Source organism: Streptomyces sp. 2A115 (assembly GCF_052245575.1).
Classification (GTDB): Bacteria; Actinomycetota; Actinomycetes; order Streptomycetales; family Streptomycetaceae; genus Streptomyces.
The window spans coordinates 70,300-85,474 of sequence record NZ_JBQQCG010000047.1 but is presented as its reverse complement, the minus strand read 5'-3'; the positions used below and the strand labels follow the sequence as shown (position 1 = coordinate 85,474).

Genomic DNA, 15,175 nt, shown 5'->3' with positions numbered 1-15,175 from the left:
GGCGGCACTGAACGAGTTCGACCAGCTCTTCGACGGCCGCCTTACCGCCGGACGGGTATAGGCCAGTCGGACCATCCCAAAACCACTAGGCCAAAGGGCCTAAAAACACCTAAATCATGATAGACCCACGCATGCGCACCATAGGCGGCCTTACACGCCTGCGCCGGGACCGCGAGTTCCGCGGTCCCGGCGCTTGTGGAGGGCAGTTGATCCGTCACGGGCACACTTTGGGTGGCGTGGGCTTCGTGCCGATCGTGATCGACACCGAGGACCCCCGTACTAGAGGGGTACCCGCGGTGGGGTTCTGCCTGCTCACCCTTTGTACGTTGTTGCAGTCGACGGCACTGCCCACGCCGCCGAGCATGTATCCCGCGTTCGACAGCGCCTGCCTGGCCTGAGCCCGGGTGTCGCCGGTCAGGTCCGGGACGAAGGTGACGCCGGTGACCGAGGCCGTGAGGGATGCCAGGTGCCTGGAAAACCCGGTGTCCGACGACAGGTCGAGCACGGTCACGTCCCAGGTGGCGGTGCCGGTGAAGTCGATGGACACCGACCGCGAACCGCCGGCGACCGGGAAGATCTCCGTCGACGGGTTGAAGCCCGGTCCGCTGATCTGCAACGCGTTCTCGGAGGAGCAGTTCACGCCGTCGGCGCTCCACTGCACTTGGGCGTTCTGCCCGAACACCACTGGTGATGGCGCGACCGTGATCGAGGCGGTCGCAGTGAGCGCGCAGTTCAGCCCCGGGTCGTCCGCGTGCGCGGGTGTCACGGCGAAGGCGGTCGCCAGCAGCGCCACCACAACCAGCACCCCGGCCTTGGGCGACCGCGCCCACCGGCCTGCCCGCCTCCGCAGCCAGGTGGCCATCCTCCCGGGCATCTGGTGGTGTGCCACATTCGATGGTTGATCCATGATTCCCCCTTCTTGACATGCGCGGCGCCCCGGCTGCGGTGGATACCGCCAAAGGCACCAGCCGGGGTCGTCAGCGACTGGTCGACAGTCTGTTTCACCGGGACCGACCTGTCGCTCACCGGTCCGCTCAGCGGTACTGGGCGATGGACAAGCGGTGGAGCCCGGAGCAGATCTACCAGGCTCTGCGGACACAATTTCCCGACCGGCCGGAGATGCACGTGGTCCACGAGACCGTCTACCAGGCCCTCTACGTCCAAAGCCGCGGCGAACTACGCCGTGAGCCTGGCCCGCGCCCATGTAACGAATGTTCAAGGCGCCGGCTGATGCGGCCATCACCAGCGTCCCGAAGATCTTGCTGCGTGCCTTCACGATGTCCTTCTCTCTATTGGTCTGGACCGAACGGGCCGGTGGGTCTGGCCTAGGTCCATGCGCGCCGCAGGTGCGCTACGTCCGGTGGCGGCAGCCGTGGCTACGGTCGGTCTGCTGATGAGCGTTGCGCGGCGGCGGAATGGGTAGGGAATCCCGGACGATCCCGGCGGTGTGGGCATCAACGTGCCCGCCGTTCGTTGCTGGGAGCCCGATTGTGGACAGAGCCCCTGACGTCAGCCGTGGTCATGGCTGCCGGCGGCTCGGGTGGTGTGGACAGCAGTCCTTGGAACTGGCGCAGCGGCGACCGTCGGGTAGCCGAAGCGCGGGTCCGTTGCCGATGGCGAAGAGCGTGCTCAGCCAGCCATGAGGCTCGCGCCTGGCGCCGGCATGCTGGTGCGCTGAGCGGCTGCCAGGGCGGCAACGGCGTGGTGTGGGATCATCTTCAATGCTCCTTCGAGGGTGCTCAACCAGCGACCGTTTGTGGCTGGTGCCAACCCTGAGCCAGAGCGGGCTATCAGACATCCGTGCCCGCCACGGACCCGAGGATTGCGTGGTGGCATCCGTGCTCGGCACCGATGCGCTGCACCCAGGCATGCGAGCACGCTCCTTCACGCAGATCCATCGGGGACCTGCACCCAAGAGCGTGGACACCAATGACCACAGCAACCGCCGCCGCGATGATCGACGAGGCGAAACTCGAGGCGTTCGTCGGACAGGCGGTGCTTGACATTGAGGGCAGCCATCTCCCGGCTGCTGCTGCACATCGGCGACCGGCTGGGCCTTTACAAGGCGATGGCCGACGCCGGGCCGATCACCTCGTCCGTGCTGGCGCAATGCGTCGATACCACTGAGCGCCATGTCCGTGCGTGGCTCGGCAACCAGGCAGCCAGCGGCTATGTCGTCTACAACCCGGCTGGCGGCGGCACCTATGAACCGGCGGAACAGGCCATGGTCGTCGCGAACGAAGACAGCCCGATCGTCCTCGGCAGCACCTTCGAGACCATCGCGTCGTGCTACGCCGACCACGAGGTATTCGTCGACGCATTCCGCACCGGCGCGGGCGTCGGCTGGGCAGAGCACGACCGCTCCATCACCGGACGGCACGCTGTTGCTGGTCCAGCCGAACGCCGGCGACGTACTGGAGCAGAACCTGAACCCGGTCGGACGAACCTATGACGGCCTGTCCACGGTGATCTGCACGCCAGGCTCGCCGGCCCAGGAAGTCGGACTGGGACTGGGTGCGCAGGCCGGTGAACGCCGACTGGCCGCCGTGCTGCGCGAGGTCGGGTTCAGCCACGTGCGGCGGGCGACCGAGACCCCGTTCAACATCATTGTGGAGGCCAGGCCATAGCCGTCGCACCCATCCTCGCCAGCTCGGACTCGCCACGTGCTCGTTGCTCCCCGCCGAGGAAGACGAGCGCCCGGGCCCATTGGTAGCGGCAGCCGGCACCCTCCAAGGCAGCGGCCGCGGCGGTCAAACCGTCGCGGCCGACGTCTCCTGAGGCCAAGACCGCCGCTCGGTCGACGATGGCGGTGGCGATCGGGTTTCCCACCGTCACCAGGCGCGCGCGCTGAATGCGAGCGGCGGCGTCCTGGTGCCCGCTGAGGGCTGCTGCCTCGGCCCACACGGCGGCGTACCAGGTACGCCACACGCTGTCGTACCAGTCCGTCAACTGCCCCGGAGGCGTGTATAACACCTGCACCGCCTGCTGGGGCAGACCGCGGTGCAGCAGGAGCAAGGCGTCGAAAAATTCGCCGTACCGAAGCGGCGACGGCGAGCGGCCCGGCGTCCCGAGGGCGTCGATGATGTCCAGCCACACAGCACGGGCGTCGTCGTCCCCGCGCAGTCCGTGGACCGTCGCGGCCGCATACGCGGCGCTCCTGAGATTGCCCGCACGCGGCCGGCCGGCCCGGCCCCACCCCTCGCGGAAACGCTCCGCCAGCGTGATCGTCTCGTCCCAGTCGCCCGCGAGCGCCGTGACGACGAGCATCCGCCTGGTCGCCAAGTGGCCCTCCTCACGGTAGAACGGCAGATCCCGCAAGCGCTCGGCATGTCTCCTCGCGGCTCGTAGGTCACCGGCGGCGACGGCGCAATGGTCGGCCATGCCGAACCCGTCGAAGAACTCAAACCCGGTCGTGGCCGTCACCTGCAGCGGGGCCAACAGCTCGGTGCGCCGCATCGCGCTGGCCGCCGCGGCTCGGACCTCGCCGCGGCCCAGCTGCACCGCAGTGAGCTGGTCGAGCGCGGCGCTCTCGATCAGTGGGTCATCGATGCGGCGGGCTAGCGTGAGCGCGCGCTCGATGAGCTCGAGGGTGGCCGGATCGGCGATCGCGCCGTTGCACGCCTCGGCGGTGAGCAGGCGCGCCTGCGCAGCCAGGTCGCTGTCGGCCAGCGTCCACGCCTCGGCGATCAGCGCCTCCACCTCTCCGGCCGCGGGCTCGGTCTCGATCAGCCCCGGGGCGCGGTTGATGAACTCGGCATTCCGGGCGAGGTCACCAGCCGCGCCAACCCGATCACCCGCTCGTATCGCTGCGTCGGCCGCAGCCCTGCGCAGCCGCAGCGCGTCGTTGCCGAAATGCCGAGACTCGGCGGCACCTGCCGCACAGCGCAAGGCGCCGGCGGCCAGCAAGTCGTCCGCGGCGAGCTCGGCCGCCTGCTCGTAGCGCCGCTGCGACTCCCCGGGCATGCCCCGGGTGAAGGCCAGCTCGGCTAACCCGATCGCCAACCGGTACCCCTCGGGACGGTATTCAGTGTTGCCGGCCGCCCAGGCCAGGGCACCCCGCAACTCGTCGGCGACCCGATCGAACGCCCCTCGCCAGGAACCGGCGAGTTCGCGGGAGGTGACCTGGAGATCTGCGCTTTCATCCAGACACCAATTGAGGTGGCGCGAGAGTGCCTGGTCCGACTCGCCGGCGTCTTCGAGCCGATCTGCGCCGTACTGACGGATCGTTTCCAAGGCGCGGTAGCGAGTTCCACTCGGCTCCGCGATTGCGATCAGCAAGCTCTGGTCGGCGAGCCCGGCCAGGATGGTCGCCATGGAGCCGGCCGGCTCCGGCGGCCAACCGGCCAGAACCGTCGCCGCAGCGCCGGCGGTGAACGGGCCGGCGAAAACCGAGATCCGGCGCAGCACCGCCTGATCGGGTTGGGCCAGCAGCGCGTAACTCCAGTCGAGCGTCGCGCGCAACGAACGGTGCCGGTCATCGATCCGTGGTCCGCCGGTCAGCAGCCGCAGCCGGTCGGCCAACCCGGCTTCGAGCCCATCAAGTCCGAGCGACGCGTACCGGGCAGCGGCCAGTTCTATCGCCAGCGCCATGCCGTCCAGGCACCGGCAGACGGCGGCGATGCGCTTGTTGTCGTCGGACGTCAGCAGGCTCCCGCCGGCCGAGGCCCGCCCAACAAACAGCTCGACCGCGTCACCGGGGCCGCTGTCGTCGGCTTCGACGGACATCCCGGGCACCGCAAACACCCATTCGAAGGGCACCAGCAACCTGGCCCGGCTGGTGGCGAGCACCGCCAGCCGGGGGCTGCCGGCCAGTAGCCGTTCCAGCAGGACCACCACGCCGTCCAGCAGGTGCTCGCAGTTGTCCAGCACGAGCAGCGTTTCCCGGCCGGCCGTCCAGCCCAGGACGTTGTCCGTCGCTGAGCGGCCCGCACTCTCCCCGAGGCCCAGCGCGTCCGCAATCGCCGCCGCGATCACCAATGGGTCGATTACGGGTACCAGGTTGACGTACCAAACGCCGTCGGCGAACCGATCGTTCGCCTCAGCAGCGACGCTCAGGGCCAGGCGGGTCTTGCCGACCCCGCCCGGTCCCACAGCCGTGACCAGCCGATGCTCGCGCAGCGCTTTGGCCAGCGCCGCCCGCTCGGCCACCCGCCCGACAAACGGCGTCAACGGCGAGGGCAGCGCCGCGACTGCGGCCGGCGCGCCCTCCTGATCAGAGAGCAGGTTCGCCGATACAGCAGCCAGGGCACGGCGATCGTCCACCTGTAGCTTGCGCAGCAACGAGGAGACATGACTTTCAACGGTGCGGATAGAGATGAACAACCGAGCGCCGATCTCGGCGTTGGTCAGATGTTCACCGAGTGCGGCAAGGACCTCGGCCTCACGGACCGAGATGCCTACCTCGGGAGGTGTCCTCTGATTGGCCACGTTCAGATTGTGCACGGTGGTCGGCCGGACGTGCCCCGCCAGCCGAAGGAAACCACCATCGCGAAGCCCTGAAAGCTACCGGCGGGTCACTTGTTCCCTGGTGTCCGAGTTAAGACTACGGGGCCGACACCGTCGGCCCGGGCGCCTCCGCGGCGGTCTCCGGGAACCGGGCGTGGCAACCATCGGCCACCCCCACGGGCGAACATTGCACGCCGGTTCCCTGGCAGGGAATTGGGCAGGCGGAACGGTCGTCCACGGCCGACATGAGCACTGTTGTGCTTCACGTTCACTGTGCTGGTCGTTGCTGACGTCACCTTTATCAGGGAACAAGCGGGCAACTGGCCGTGGGCAGGGTTCTGGCCCCTCGCCGTGGCGATCGGCCTCCTGCACCTGACCTGGATGACGGCTGTTGTTCGACCGTACTTTCGCCGTGAAGAGCTAGTACTCCAGCAGTACTTCGTGGCTTGACCTGGGGAAACGCCGAGCGGTGGGAGTGTAGCGGGCAGAGTGCCGTCACGGACGGCTTCTGCCTGCCAGCCCCTCGAACGAGCTTGCCGTCGACGCCACCACCGGAGCAGCGACCCGCCGCCGCTACACACCCTTCGGCGACGAACGCGCCGGTGCCCTGCCCACGGGAACCGACAACGGTTTCCTCGGCAAGGTGGAGGACACCAGCACCGGCCTGTCCCTCCTCGGAGCCCGCGCCTACGACCCCAACCTCGGCCGCTTCCTCAGCCCCGACCCCCTCAGCACTCCCTACAACCCGCAGAACCTGTCGGCCTACAGCTACAGCAGCAACGATCCAGTCAACTACAGCGACCCCAGCGGCCTGCTGGAGATGTGCACCTACGGCCCTTGCAAGATCGACACCGACGGTAATGGGGAGGTCGACACGGTCGACCTGCCCGGCACCACCACCGGCGGAAGCGGTGGGACCGCCCAGGCGGGCAGCACGAGTCACACTGGAGGGACCGGCAACTCAGGTGATGTCACCCAGCCGAAGATACTCCCCGTCTGGTACGGGACCTCGAACCCGAACTCGACCTGGGAGATAGTCGAGTCCCTGGTGCTGCCGGATTTCGGGGACTGGGAGGGGGCCTGTTCGGTGCGCCAGGCGCGGAGGGCGTCGCGTAGCGCGCCGAGGGTGGTGGAGTAGCTGCGGGACTTGGTGGAGAAGTGGCCCCGGAAGCCGAGCATGTGCGCCCACTTCCAGAGCTTGAGATCGGCGAACTCCGGCAGCTTTCCCAGCTCCCAGCAGGTGCGGATCATCTGCCGCACGTGCCGGGCGACGGCGAGCCGGGGCAACGGCCGGGCCTGCCCGGTGCCGCCGCAGGCGGTGCACGGGAGCGGGGTCCCGTGGGGGAGGACCGTGGCGCCGCGTCCCTGGCAGGGGCGGCAGAACAGGGCGCGGTCGAGGGTGCCGGAGGCGTCGGCGGACTTGGTGGCGTATTTCGCCACGTAGGCGGCCACGGCCTGGTCGGTGAGTTCGGCGTCGGTGCCGAAGGAGGCGATCTCGCGCACGTCGAACTGTTCGCCCCAGCCGAGTTCGCGTTCCCCGACCGCATCCGAGGCGACCGTGACGCGGACCCGCGCGGCGGCGGCGCGGGCGGCCTTGGTGAGTACGGCGACGGTGGCGTACGGCGGCGGGGGCTGGCTGCTGCCGTCCGGGCCGTCGAGTCGGATGACGGCTCGGTCCAGCAGTCCGATTCCTTGGTGGCGGCCTCGGCGCCGCAGTCTGCGCAGACGGGGTTGGGACCGTCCTGGCCGTGAAGTCCGCAGCAGCCGCCACGACGTCCTGAGCCGGGATGCACAGCGGTGCCTGGCACGTCGTCAGGATGCGGGATGAACAGCGTGGCGTCGTAGTTGATCGCATAGGTGCCTTGCGCCACCCGCGGGTCGGCGATGCGATGGTCGGACAGGTGATCGCTGGCCGGGGCGGTGTGTGATTCCTGCAGATCGCCGGTGAGCGGGTGCTCGCGGTTCGCGCAGGTAAAGAGGGTCACCGGGACATTGTGCCGGTCACGCAGTGCCTGACCCCGGACGGCGAAATCCGTCGATGGTGCAGGCTCGTGCGGTCGTAGGTCAGGGGGTACTCTCGCGCTTGGGCCAGCCTCCCTCGATGGCCGGGCCGCTGCCTGCCGGAATGTTCGCTGCCACCAGCGCTGCCGCCTCGCCGGCGCTGAGGCGGGCACCGAGCACACGTGACCGTGTCTGCGCAGATCCCTCTGCGACCACATCCCACAGCCCGTCTATTGTCGGAATCACCCGTGGAAGCTCGTTGTGGAACGGATCGGCGGTGCTGCTGAGCAGGCTGAACTGGCCGTGCGACGGCCACGGGAAGAAGACACGCAGGGCCGGCTGCGCATAAAGAGCCTCGGCAAGTTCGGCGTCGCCAAGCCTGATCATCCGCGAGCGTTCCAGGGTCAGCCGCCAGGCGGTCGACACGACCCTTCCAGGCGGTGCCGCCTTCAGCGGGTCATCCGTGAGGAGCGTCCACGCGCGGCGCAGCTGGCCGATCGATGCGCCCTCACACCATTCGTGCAGGATGGCGGCCACTACCGCAAGGCTATCGGTGCTGCCGAAGGCGCCCCAGGGCCATCCGGAGTCCGCGGAGATCTCGATACGCAACTCGCGTTCGTCGTCGTTGGTCGCATATACCGCGAACTGCGCCTTTCCCCGGACGCGGCATGCGGCTGCCGCTGGGGCGAAGCCCTCAACGGGTTCCATGGGGCCGACAGCGTGCCCGTGGCGAGCCGCTTCGCGAGCCAGCGCTTCTCCCAAGCCGCCCGGCACAGCCAACTCTGGATAGAGGCCGGCCGGCATACCTCCGTGCGGGCTGTTGACCACCAAGGGCAGTGATCCTGCCATCAGGTAGGGATGCTCGGGGAAGTAGTCGATGTGGAGGTGACCGCCGTCCTCGGCGGTGGCCATGGCCTGCAGATTTTCGGCCAGGACAGCCCGGGAGCCGGGATCGCCGCTGATCACAAGGGTCTGCCGCTGGGCGTCAAGAGCGATGCGGACGCCTGAGCCGGGTGCCGTCCTGACTTCGACCCCCGCCAGGGTGTTGCGGTCAGGTGAAGACGCAGACGCGGAGCTGATGAACCCTTCGCCGTCGGCTATCGCCCTGGCCAGGCGGGCCAGTTCTGTCGCCGTCGCGGTGAGATCTACTTCGCCGCAGACGGGGTCGGACTCGAGTCTCACAGGCGTGGCTCCTTCAAGGTCGGCCTCCATAATGCCTGGGGACGTTCACGAGATCGTCCCGAAGCGTTCACGAATTACCGGTCGAGTCATGTGACTCACCGGTATTTCGTCGTTTCTGGGGCCTTGAGCCTCGTGATCGGCTCGATGAAGGGGTGAGGCGGTGGCGGTCCAGGTACTGCGCCTCTCACCTGCGGAAACAGGACATGCCTGCGCGACGGCTGGTAGCCGTGGCGCAGACATGTGGGGTTTTCAGGGGGCGGAGCGCGGCGGAGGTGCGTCACTCGCGTGGCGGAGGCTCGACCTGCTCGGTCGGAAGCGGTCGCGCCAGGGACGGGTCGGAGGGCTCACCGGGTTCGGTTGTGGCGCTCTGCGTGCTTGCTTGGCCCTCGCTCTGGCCTCTGTGATCATCATGCTGTTGGCCACTGGCTGCTCGACCGAGGGCGCGAGCTGTGGCGGCGGTCAGTACCCTGTCCTGGCCGTGGGCAGCACGGGCAGCGTGTGTGTGACCAACGGAGAGGAGCCACCGAAGGGTTACGCCCGCTACCCCGCAGGCAAGGCCCCTGAGCACGTCGGTGACAAGTGGGACAAGTATTGGGAAACCCGGACCATTGACGAGAACGGAAAGATCATCAAGGTCCCGGACCCCTCCGGGCAGTGACACGGCCACCGACCGGATGCTGATCCGTTGGTCAATCCGCCGCCTTGTGCGTACCGCATGCGCGGGTGACACCGCAGGGATCGAGAGCCGTCAGCCACTACCGACACCACAAGTTCATTCGCAGTAACCGAGCCGCCCGAACGGGCCGGGATGTCACATGAAGAAGCGCCTCGTCGGGCGGGTCAGGGCGGCGGCGGGAGCAACGGCTGACCGGTCCGTAACTCGATCCGGATCGTGAGACCGCCTCCTGGACGGGGCGCTGCGGCCAGCCGGCCCCTGTGTACGTCGGTGACCGCCTTGACCACCGCGAGACCGAGCCCGGAACCTTTGACCCGTGTGGTGCCGCGCCGGAATGGATGGAAGAGAGCGGGAAGCTCGGTGCCGTCGACCGGTGGACCGGTGTTCTCGACCTCGATGCGGGACCACCCCGAGCCATCGTCCAGAGTCCGGACACACAGGGTTCCGCCGCGATGGTTATGGCGAACGCCGTTGGTGACGAGGTTCGCGACGAGCTGGGCCAGCAGGGAGGGGTCGCCGATGACCTGTGCCGAGCGCAGGTCGGACTGAACGGCTACGTCGGCCGCGTCCATCTCGCTGCCCAGCTCCGCGACTGCGGTGCGCACCAGTTCGGCGAGGTCGGAGGGGCGCCGGTGCAGGGATCCGCTCTCCCCCCGTGCCAGTACCAGCAGCGAGCCGAGGAGGCGCTCGCAGCGGTCTGTGGCGGCCAGCGCACGCCGGATGTCGGGCTCCAGCGCGGTGGGCACCCGCCCATGGGCCAACGGGATCTCCAGGGCCGTCCGCTGGATGGTCAGTGGGGTGCGCAGTTCGTGGGAGGCATGAGCGGTGAACAACTGCTGGTCGCTGAAGCTGCGTTCCAGTCTGTCCAGCATCATGTCGAAGGTGTCGGCCAGTTCTTTGACCTCGTCGTCCGGCCCGACCAGACGAAGGCGGGCGTGCAGGCTGTTCTCGCTGATGTCCCGTGCGGTGTTGGTGACTTGACCGATGCGGGACAGGGAACGCCCGGCGATCCAGAAGGCGGCCGCGATCGACAGCACGGCGAGCGGCGCAAGGATCAGCAGTGAGCGTGTCATCAGGTCGGCCAGGACCGCGTCGCGGAACTCGTCGAACCGAGTCGTCGACGCCCCCGGTACGGTGGTCACCGGCCCGCCTCTCTCTCCGGAATCGGGTGCTGTGGCCGGAGTCGGCGCGATGGTGGTGCTGTTGGCCTCGATGATTTGGCGCGCGCTGAGCCACGAGGCCGCCAGCAGCAGACCGCCGCCGACGGTGAAGACCGCGGTGTTCAGCAGGGCCAGCCGGGTGCGGATGCGCAGCGCCCCGAGTCGGTCTCTCACAGCTGGTAGCCGAAGCCGGGCACGGTCTCGATCAGCGCCGGATCACCGAGTTTCCGACGCAGTTGATGCACCGTCACTTTGACTACGCCGCTGGAGGGATCCATCTCGCCGTCCCACACGATGTCGAGCAGCTCGGACGAGGAGACGATTCCGCCGTCCGCGGCCATCAATGCTTCCAGGACGCCGAACTCGCGCGGGGTAAGGCGCAGTAGTCTGCCGTCGCGCTCGGCCAGTCGGCGTAGCGTGTCCACCCGCAGGCCGCGCCGCTCGAGGACGGTCGGTGTGGTCCCAGGCCCGCGGCGGCCGAGCGCGCGGAGCCGGGCGACGAGTTCCAGATACGAGAAGGGTTTCGCCAGGTAGTCGTCCGCCCCCTGGCCGAGCCCTTCCACGATGTCGCTCAAACTGCCGGCCGCGGTGAGCATGAGGATGCGCGCCGGATACCGAGCGGTGTTGAGAGCACGGCACACCGCGTCGCCGTGCACCATCGGCAGATCCCGGTCGAGTACGAGGACGTCGTAGTCGACAGCGGCGGCCATCTCCAATGCCTTCGCCCCGTCCCCGGCGACGTCCGCGGTCATGCCGTCGGCGCGCAGACCGTCGGCGATCATCTGCCCGAGTTCTTCCTCGTCCTCGACCACCAGTACCCGCATGCGCGGCTCCTCTCCTGCGGCGGTGTGCACCTCCAGCATGAGCGAGCGGAGGTTAGGTACGGGTTAGCCGATCATCACCGGCACCCAACCGGGTCGTGGATACAACTGAGTTGGCCACGGCGGCACCCCGCTGCCAAAACCACCTCCAGGAGGTATCCCTTGATTTCGATCACCGCTGTACGGGCCGCGGCAGCCGCTCTCGTGACGGGCACCGCTGTGCTGTCCCTCACCGGTTGTTCACTCGTCCAGAATGATCCGGTCCCAGAAGTAGCCGCCACCGACAAGGACGGTGGGAGCACTCCGCGGCCCAAGGACGCCGACGCGATCCGTCAGGCGTGGTTGCGCTGCATGCACGACGCCGGACACACCGAGCTCCGCATGGGCGACGACGGAGCGGTTCGCAGGCCGGCCGCAGGGCCCGACACGGCAGACGACGCGGCAGCGGGGCAGAAAGCCAAGCAAATGAAGGAGGACACGCAGAAGTGCAATGCCATGGTCCCCGGCATGCAGCAGCTCCAGGAGAAGCTCCGCGCGGGTGACATGAAGGCGGCACGAGGCCTCGCCGCATGCCTGCGCGAGAACGGGCTGCCCGACGTGGCCGACCCGAAGCCGGAGGACGGTGCGGCCCTCACGGTGCCGCAGGACGTGGATCCCGCCGCGTGGAACAAGGCATACGGGATCTGCGGCAAGAAGTACCCTCAGGTTCCCTTCGCTGCCACGCCGGCGCGATGACATGAAGCGCACGAGAATGGACCCGGCTCGCTCCGGGGGCTGTACGCGCAGGAAAACCTTCCGGCGCGTGTCCTGCGGTGTGACCGCGGTCGTTGTCGTGATGCTGGGATGCGCGGCGGCCGTACGGCCGTGGGAATCCCGTGACACCACGGCAGAGCAGCACAGCCCACCGGAAACCGCCCCTGTGGCACGCACTTCCCTCGCGTCCGGCCTGCGGCTCAGCGGCACCCTCGGACACGGTCCGGCCGCCGAGGTCGTCGTCCAGGGACAGGGCACATTCACCTTGCTGCCCCCCATCGGGAAACGCGTCAGGACCGGTGAGGCTCTGTTCGAGACGGACGCCTGGCCGGTGGTGCTCTTCACCGGTGCCCGGCCGTTCTGGCGCGACCTCACCCCCGGCATGAGCGACGGCCCCGATGTTCGGCAACTCGAAAGGAACCTCACCGACCTCGGCTTCGCCGACCCCACGAATCTCACCGTCGATGAGCGGTACACCGACGGCACCGAGGCGGCGGTGAAACGCTGGCAGAAGTCGCTCGGCCTGGACCGGACCGGCAGGATCCCGCTCGGCCGGGTGGTCGTGCTTCCCCACCGCGTCGTACGCGTCGACGAGGTGAAAGCCGTGCGCGGTGGTGTCGTGGCACCCGGCACCCCCGTCCTGTCCGTCACCGCACCGGATGTCTATGCGTCGGTCGGTCTGGGCGACGGAGGGGCTGCCCAGCTGCCTCCGGGCGCCGATGTCTCTGTCGAACTGGCGGACGGCCGTGTCCTCAAGGGCGAACTGCGCTCCGTCGCTCCCGAGGGAGCGAGCACGTCCGGTGGAGGGGGCACGTCCAACGAACGAGGCGAAGGCGGCGGCGTCAAAGGCCCCATCGCCACCATCGGGCTCGACGGGCAGAAGGCAGCGCGGGCGGCCCTGGACAAGGGCCGCACAAGCGTCACGGTCACCGTTCCCGACCGCAAGGTGAACAACGCCCTGGTTGTACCGGTCACAGCTCTGCTGGCCCTCGCGGACGGCGGATACGGTGTGCGTGTCGTCCGCGACGCGCAGTCGGAGCCCCGGCTCGTACCGGTCGAGGTCGGTCTGATCGTCGATGCCCGGGCGCAGATCACCGGCGCGGTCCGCAAGGGCCAACGGGTGGTGATCCCCACATGACCACACCCGGCCCGCAGCACGTACTGTGCCCCGTACTGAGTCTGGAGGGCGTCGGCAAGACGTACCGAGGCGATCCGCCGGTGCACGCCCTGACCGGCATCGACCTGGAGGTACGGCGCGGCGAACTCGTCGCCGTCGTGGGCCCTTCCGGGTCCGGCAAGTCCACCCTTCTGTCCCTCGTCGGAACACTCGACCGACCCTCGTCCGGCCGGGTGCGCTTCGAGGGGCACGACCTGGCCCGCCTGAGTGGCAGTCAGATCGCCGCGCTGCGCGCGCACCGTATCGGTTTCGTCTTCCAGCAGTTTTTCCTTCTGCCCGCACAGACCGCGGTGGAGAACGTGGCCAACGGCCTTCTCCACACGGGCGAAAGGGCACGGCGCCGCCGTGAGCGCGCAGTGGAGGCGCTGAAGGACGTGGGCCTGGAACAACGACTCGGGCACCGTCCCGATGAGCTGTCCGGAGGGGAGAAGCAGCGGGTGGCCGTCGCCCGGGCCCTGGTCGGCCGCCCCGCACTGCTGCTGGCCGACGAACCCACCGGGGCTCTCGACTCCGTCTCCGGCGGCAGCATCGTCGACCTGTTGCGGGACCTCAATGCCAAGGGCACCACCGTCATGGTCATCACCCATGACCGCGAACTGGCCGCGGCCTTCCCGCGCCGCATCGGCCTCCAGGACGGCCGGATCGCCTTCGACGAGCGCACACCGGCAGTCGTCCACAGGGACGGCCGAGACGGCAGAGACCGCCGAGACGGCCGAGCGAGGTTTCGAGCATGAACGCGCACATTCCCCGCGCTGCCCGTCTGACTCTCGCCGACCTGATCCGTCTGGGCCTGGTGGGACCGCGCACCCGCAGGCTTCGCTCGGCGCTTTCCGCCCTCGGTATCGCGCTGGGCATCGCCGCTCTGGTCGCGGTCACCGGCATCTCCGCCTCGAACCAGGCCCACTTGCTGGACCGGCTGAACCGCCTCGGGAGCAACCTGATCACGGTGTCACCGGGCGTCGACGTCAACCAGCAACCGGTGCCATTGCCGAAGGAGTCCGTCGCCATGCTCGGCGCGGTCGCACCGGTGGAGACGGTGAGCGCGACCGGAGCCACCAAGGCCGACATCTACCGTAACGACCATGTGCCGGTGACTCAGACCAATGGCCTTTCGGTGCTGTCCGCCCGCGTCGGTCTGCTCGAAACGCTGCACGGCAAGGTCCGCGTCGGCCGCTGGCTGGACGGGTCCACCGAGAAACTGCCGGTCGTGGTGCTGGGATCCGAGGCAGCGGACCGGCTCGGCGCCGCCGCACCCGGTGAGCGAGTGTGGCTGTGCGGCAAGGAGATTCAGTGCAGCTGGTTCTCCGTTCTCGGAATCCTTTCCCCCAACCTCCTGGCGCCCGAGATCGACTCCGCCGCGCTCACCGGCCGGCCCTGGTCCGCCGCCCACCTCGGTGACGACGGGACCCCCGCCACCGTCTACGTGCGCACGCACCCCGCCAGGGTCACCGATGTCCAGGCTGTCGCCGGCGCGACCGCGAACCCGGCCGCCCCGAACCTGGTGTCCGTGTCCCGGCCGTCCGACCTGCTCAAGGCCCGAGCCGAGACCAAGACCGCGCTGGAGGGCATGGTCCTCGCGCTCGCCGGGGTGGCGTTGGTCGTCGGCGGACTAGGCATTGCGAACACCATGGTCGTGGGCGTGATGGAACGCCGGGGCGAGGTCGGTCTGCGCCGGGCGCTCGGGGCCAGGCCGGGACAGATCGCCGCACAGTTCCTCTTGGAAACGGTCATGCTGGGTCTCTTCGGCGGAAGTACCGGCATCCTCCTCGGCGGTGCGGCGGTGCACGTGTATGCCGGTGTCAAGGGGTGGCCCACCGCCACGCCGCTCACCTGGGTGATCGCGGGACCTGCCGTGGCCGTGGTCATCGCCGCCGTCGCCGGGCTGTACCCGGCCATGAGGGCAGCACGCATGTCACCCACGGAGGCGCTCCGCTCCGCATGACATACCGCGATCGCCAGC

Annotated in this window: 13 protein-coding genes and 2 pseudogenes; 9 read left to right on the top strand and 6 right to left on the bottom strand. The window is 68.8% G+C overall.

From position 1 onward, the window contains the following. Positions 1-214: 214 nt before the first annotated feature. Positions 215-907 (bottom strand): PASTA domain-containing protein, encoded by a 693-nt coding sequence (locus tag ACTWQR_RS33460; protein WP_443230946.1) that lies wholly within the window; start codon positions 905-907, stop codon positions 215-217. Positions 908-1,050: 143 nt separating this feature from the next. Between ACTWQR_RS33460 and ACTWQR_RS33455 the strand changes: the two are divergent. From ACTWQR_RS33455 to ACTWQR_RS33445, 3 genes and pseudogenes are all read left to right on the top strand, one after another. Then, positions 1,051-1,188: pseudogene (locus ACTWQR_RS33455) on the top strand (IS30 family transposase); the annotation flags it as partial. Positions 1,189-2,005: 817 nt separating this feature from the next. Further along, positions 2,006-2,452 carry a hypothetical protein gene (locus ACTWQR_RS33450; RefSeq protein ID WP_443230945.1) on the top strand — a complete coding sequence of 149 codons (447 nt, stop codon included), beginning with the start codon at positions 2,006-2,008 and terminating at the stop codon, positions 2,450-2,452. Next, complete coding sequence (locus ACTWQR_RS33445) at positions 2,385-2,627, top strand: hypothetical protein (RefSeq protein ID WP_443230954.1); 243 nt, start codon at positions 2,385-2,387, stop codon at positions 2,625-2,627. The genes ACTWQR_RS33450 and ACTWQR_RS33445 overlap by 68 nt, the downstream gene beginning before the upstream one ends. On the opposite strand, the gene ACTWQR_RS33440 is transcribed toward ACTWQR_RS33445, so the two are convergent. Continuing rightward, positions 2,605-5,427, bottom strand: a complete 2,823-nt coding sequence (locus ACTWQR_RS33440; RefSeq protein WP_443230944.1) for an ATP-binding protein — start codon at positions 5,425-5,427, stop codon at positions 2,605-2,607. The two genes, ACTWQR_RS33445 and ACTWQR_RS33440, sit on opposite strands and share 23 nt — an antisense overlap. 526 nt (positions 5,428-5,953) lie before the next feature. On the opposite strand from ACTWQR_RS33440, the gene ACTWQR_RS33435 reads away from it, so the two are divergent. Continuing rightward, complete coding sequence (locus ACTWQR_RS33435) at positions 5,954-6,583, top strand: RHS repeat-associated core domain-containing protein (protein WP_443230952.1); 630 nt, start codon at positions 5,954-5,956, stop codon at positions 6,581-6,583. On the opposite strand, the pseudogene ACTWQR_RS33430 reads toward ACTWQR_RS33435, so the two are convergent. Both ACTWQR_RS33430 and ACTWQR_RS33425 read right to left on the bottom strand, forming a co-directional pair. Then, positions 6,478-7,116 (bottom strand): annotated as a pseudogene (locus tag ACTWQR_RS33430) (replication initiator); the annotation flags it as partial. The gene ACTWQR_RS33435 and the pseudogene ACTWQR_RS33430 overlap by 106 nt on opposite strands. Positions 7,117-7,509: 393 nt before the next feature. Next, positions 7,510-8,628 carry an Imm32 family immunity protein gene (locus tag ACTWQR_RS33425; RefSeq protein ID WP_443230943.1) on the bottom strand — a complete coding sequence of 373 codons (1,119 nt, stop codon included), beginning with the start codon at positions 8,626-8,628 and terminating at the stop codon, positions 7,510-7,512. Positions 8,629-8,995: 367 nt separating this feature from the next. Here ACTWQR_RS33425 and ACTWQR_RS33420 point away from each other — a divergent pair, with 367 nt between their 5' ends. Continuing rightward, positions 8,996-9,286: an SCO0607 family lipoprotein gene (locus ACTWQR_RS33420; RefSeq protein WP_443230951.1), complete on the top strand. Its 291-nt coding sequence runs from the start codon at positions 8,996-8,998 to the stop codon at positions 9,284-9,286. 182 nt (positions 9,287-9,468) lie between these two features. On the opposite strand, the gene ACTWQR_RS33415 is transcribed toward ACTWQR_RS33420, so the two are convergent. Then, entirely contained in the window at positions 9,469-10,638 is a 1,170-nt protein-coding gene (locus tag ACTWQR_RS33415; protein ID WP_443230942.1) for a sensor histidine kinase, read from the bottom strand. After that, positions 10,635-11,288 (bottom strand): response regulator transcription factor, encoded by a 654-nt coding sequence (locus ACTWQR_RS33410; protein ID WP_443230950.1) that lies wholly within the window; start codon positions 11,286-11,288, stop codon positions 10,635-10,637. The genes ACTWQR_RS33415 and ACTWQR_RS33410 overlap by 4 nt, the downstream gene beginning before the upstream one ends. A 159-nt stretch (positions 11,289-11,447) precedes the next feature. On the opposite strand from ACTWQR_RS33410, the gene ACTWQR_RS33405 reads away from it, so the two are divergent. The 4 genes from ACTWQR_RS33405 to ACTWQR_RS33390 all read left to right on the top strand — a co-directional run bounded on the left by ACTWQR_RS33405 (position 11,448) and on the right by ACTWQR_RS33390 (position 15,157). Beyond that, a complete protein-coding gene (locus tag ACTWQR_RS33405; protein WP_443230941.1) occupies positions 11,448-12,020 on the top strand; it encodes a hypothetical protein in 573 nt (190 codons plus the stop codon). 184 nt (positions 12,021-12,204) lie between these two features. Next, on the top strand, positions 12,205-13,176 hold the full coding sequence (locus ACTWQR_RS33400) for a peptidoglycan-binding protein (RefSeq protein ID WP_443230940.1): 972 nt from the start codon (positions 12,205-12,207) through the stop codon (positions 13,174-13,176). Then, the gene (locus ACTWQR_RS33395) at positions 13,173-13,949 is read left to right on the top strand and encodes an ABC transporter ATP-binding protein (RefSeq protein ID WP_443230939.1); all 777 of its coding nucleotides are present in this window, start codon (positions 13,173-13,175) and stop codon (positions 13,947-13,949) included. Before ACTWQR_RS33400 ends, ACTWQR_RS33395 begins: the two co-directional genes overlap by 4 nt. Then, positions 13,946-15,157 carry an ABC transporter permease gene (locus ACTWQR_RS33390; protein ID WP_443230938.1) on the top strand — a complete coding sequence of 404 codons (1,212 nt, stop codon included), beginning with the start codon at positions 13,946-13,948 and terminating at the stop codon, positions 15,155-15,157. Before ACTWQR_RS33395 ends, ACTWQR_RS33390 begins: the two co-directional genes overlap by 4 nt. Positions 15,158-15,175: the final 18 nt, after the last annotated feature.

Bases quoted from the DNA above. Each gene is read 5' to 3' on its own strand.
- ACTWQR_RS33460 (WP_443230946.1), bottom strand. From the start codon at position 907: ATGGATCAACCATCGAATGTGGCACACCACCAGATGCCCGGGAGGATG.
- ACTWQR_RS33410 (WP_443230950.1), bottom strand. From the start codon at position 11,288: ATGCGGGTACTGGTGGTCGAGGACGAGGAAGAACTCGGGCAGATGATC.
- ACTWQR_RS33395 (WP_443230939.1), top strand. From the start codon at position 13,173: ATGACCACACCCGGCCCGCAGCACGTACTGTGCCCCGTACTGAGTCTG.
- ACTWQR_RS33390 (WP_443230938.1), top strand. From the start codon at position 13,946: ATGAACGCGCACATTCCCCGCGCTGCCCGTCTGACTCTCGCCGACCTG.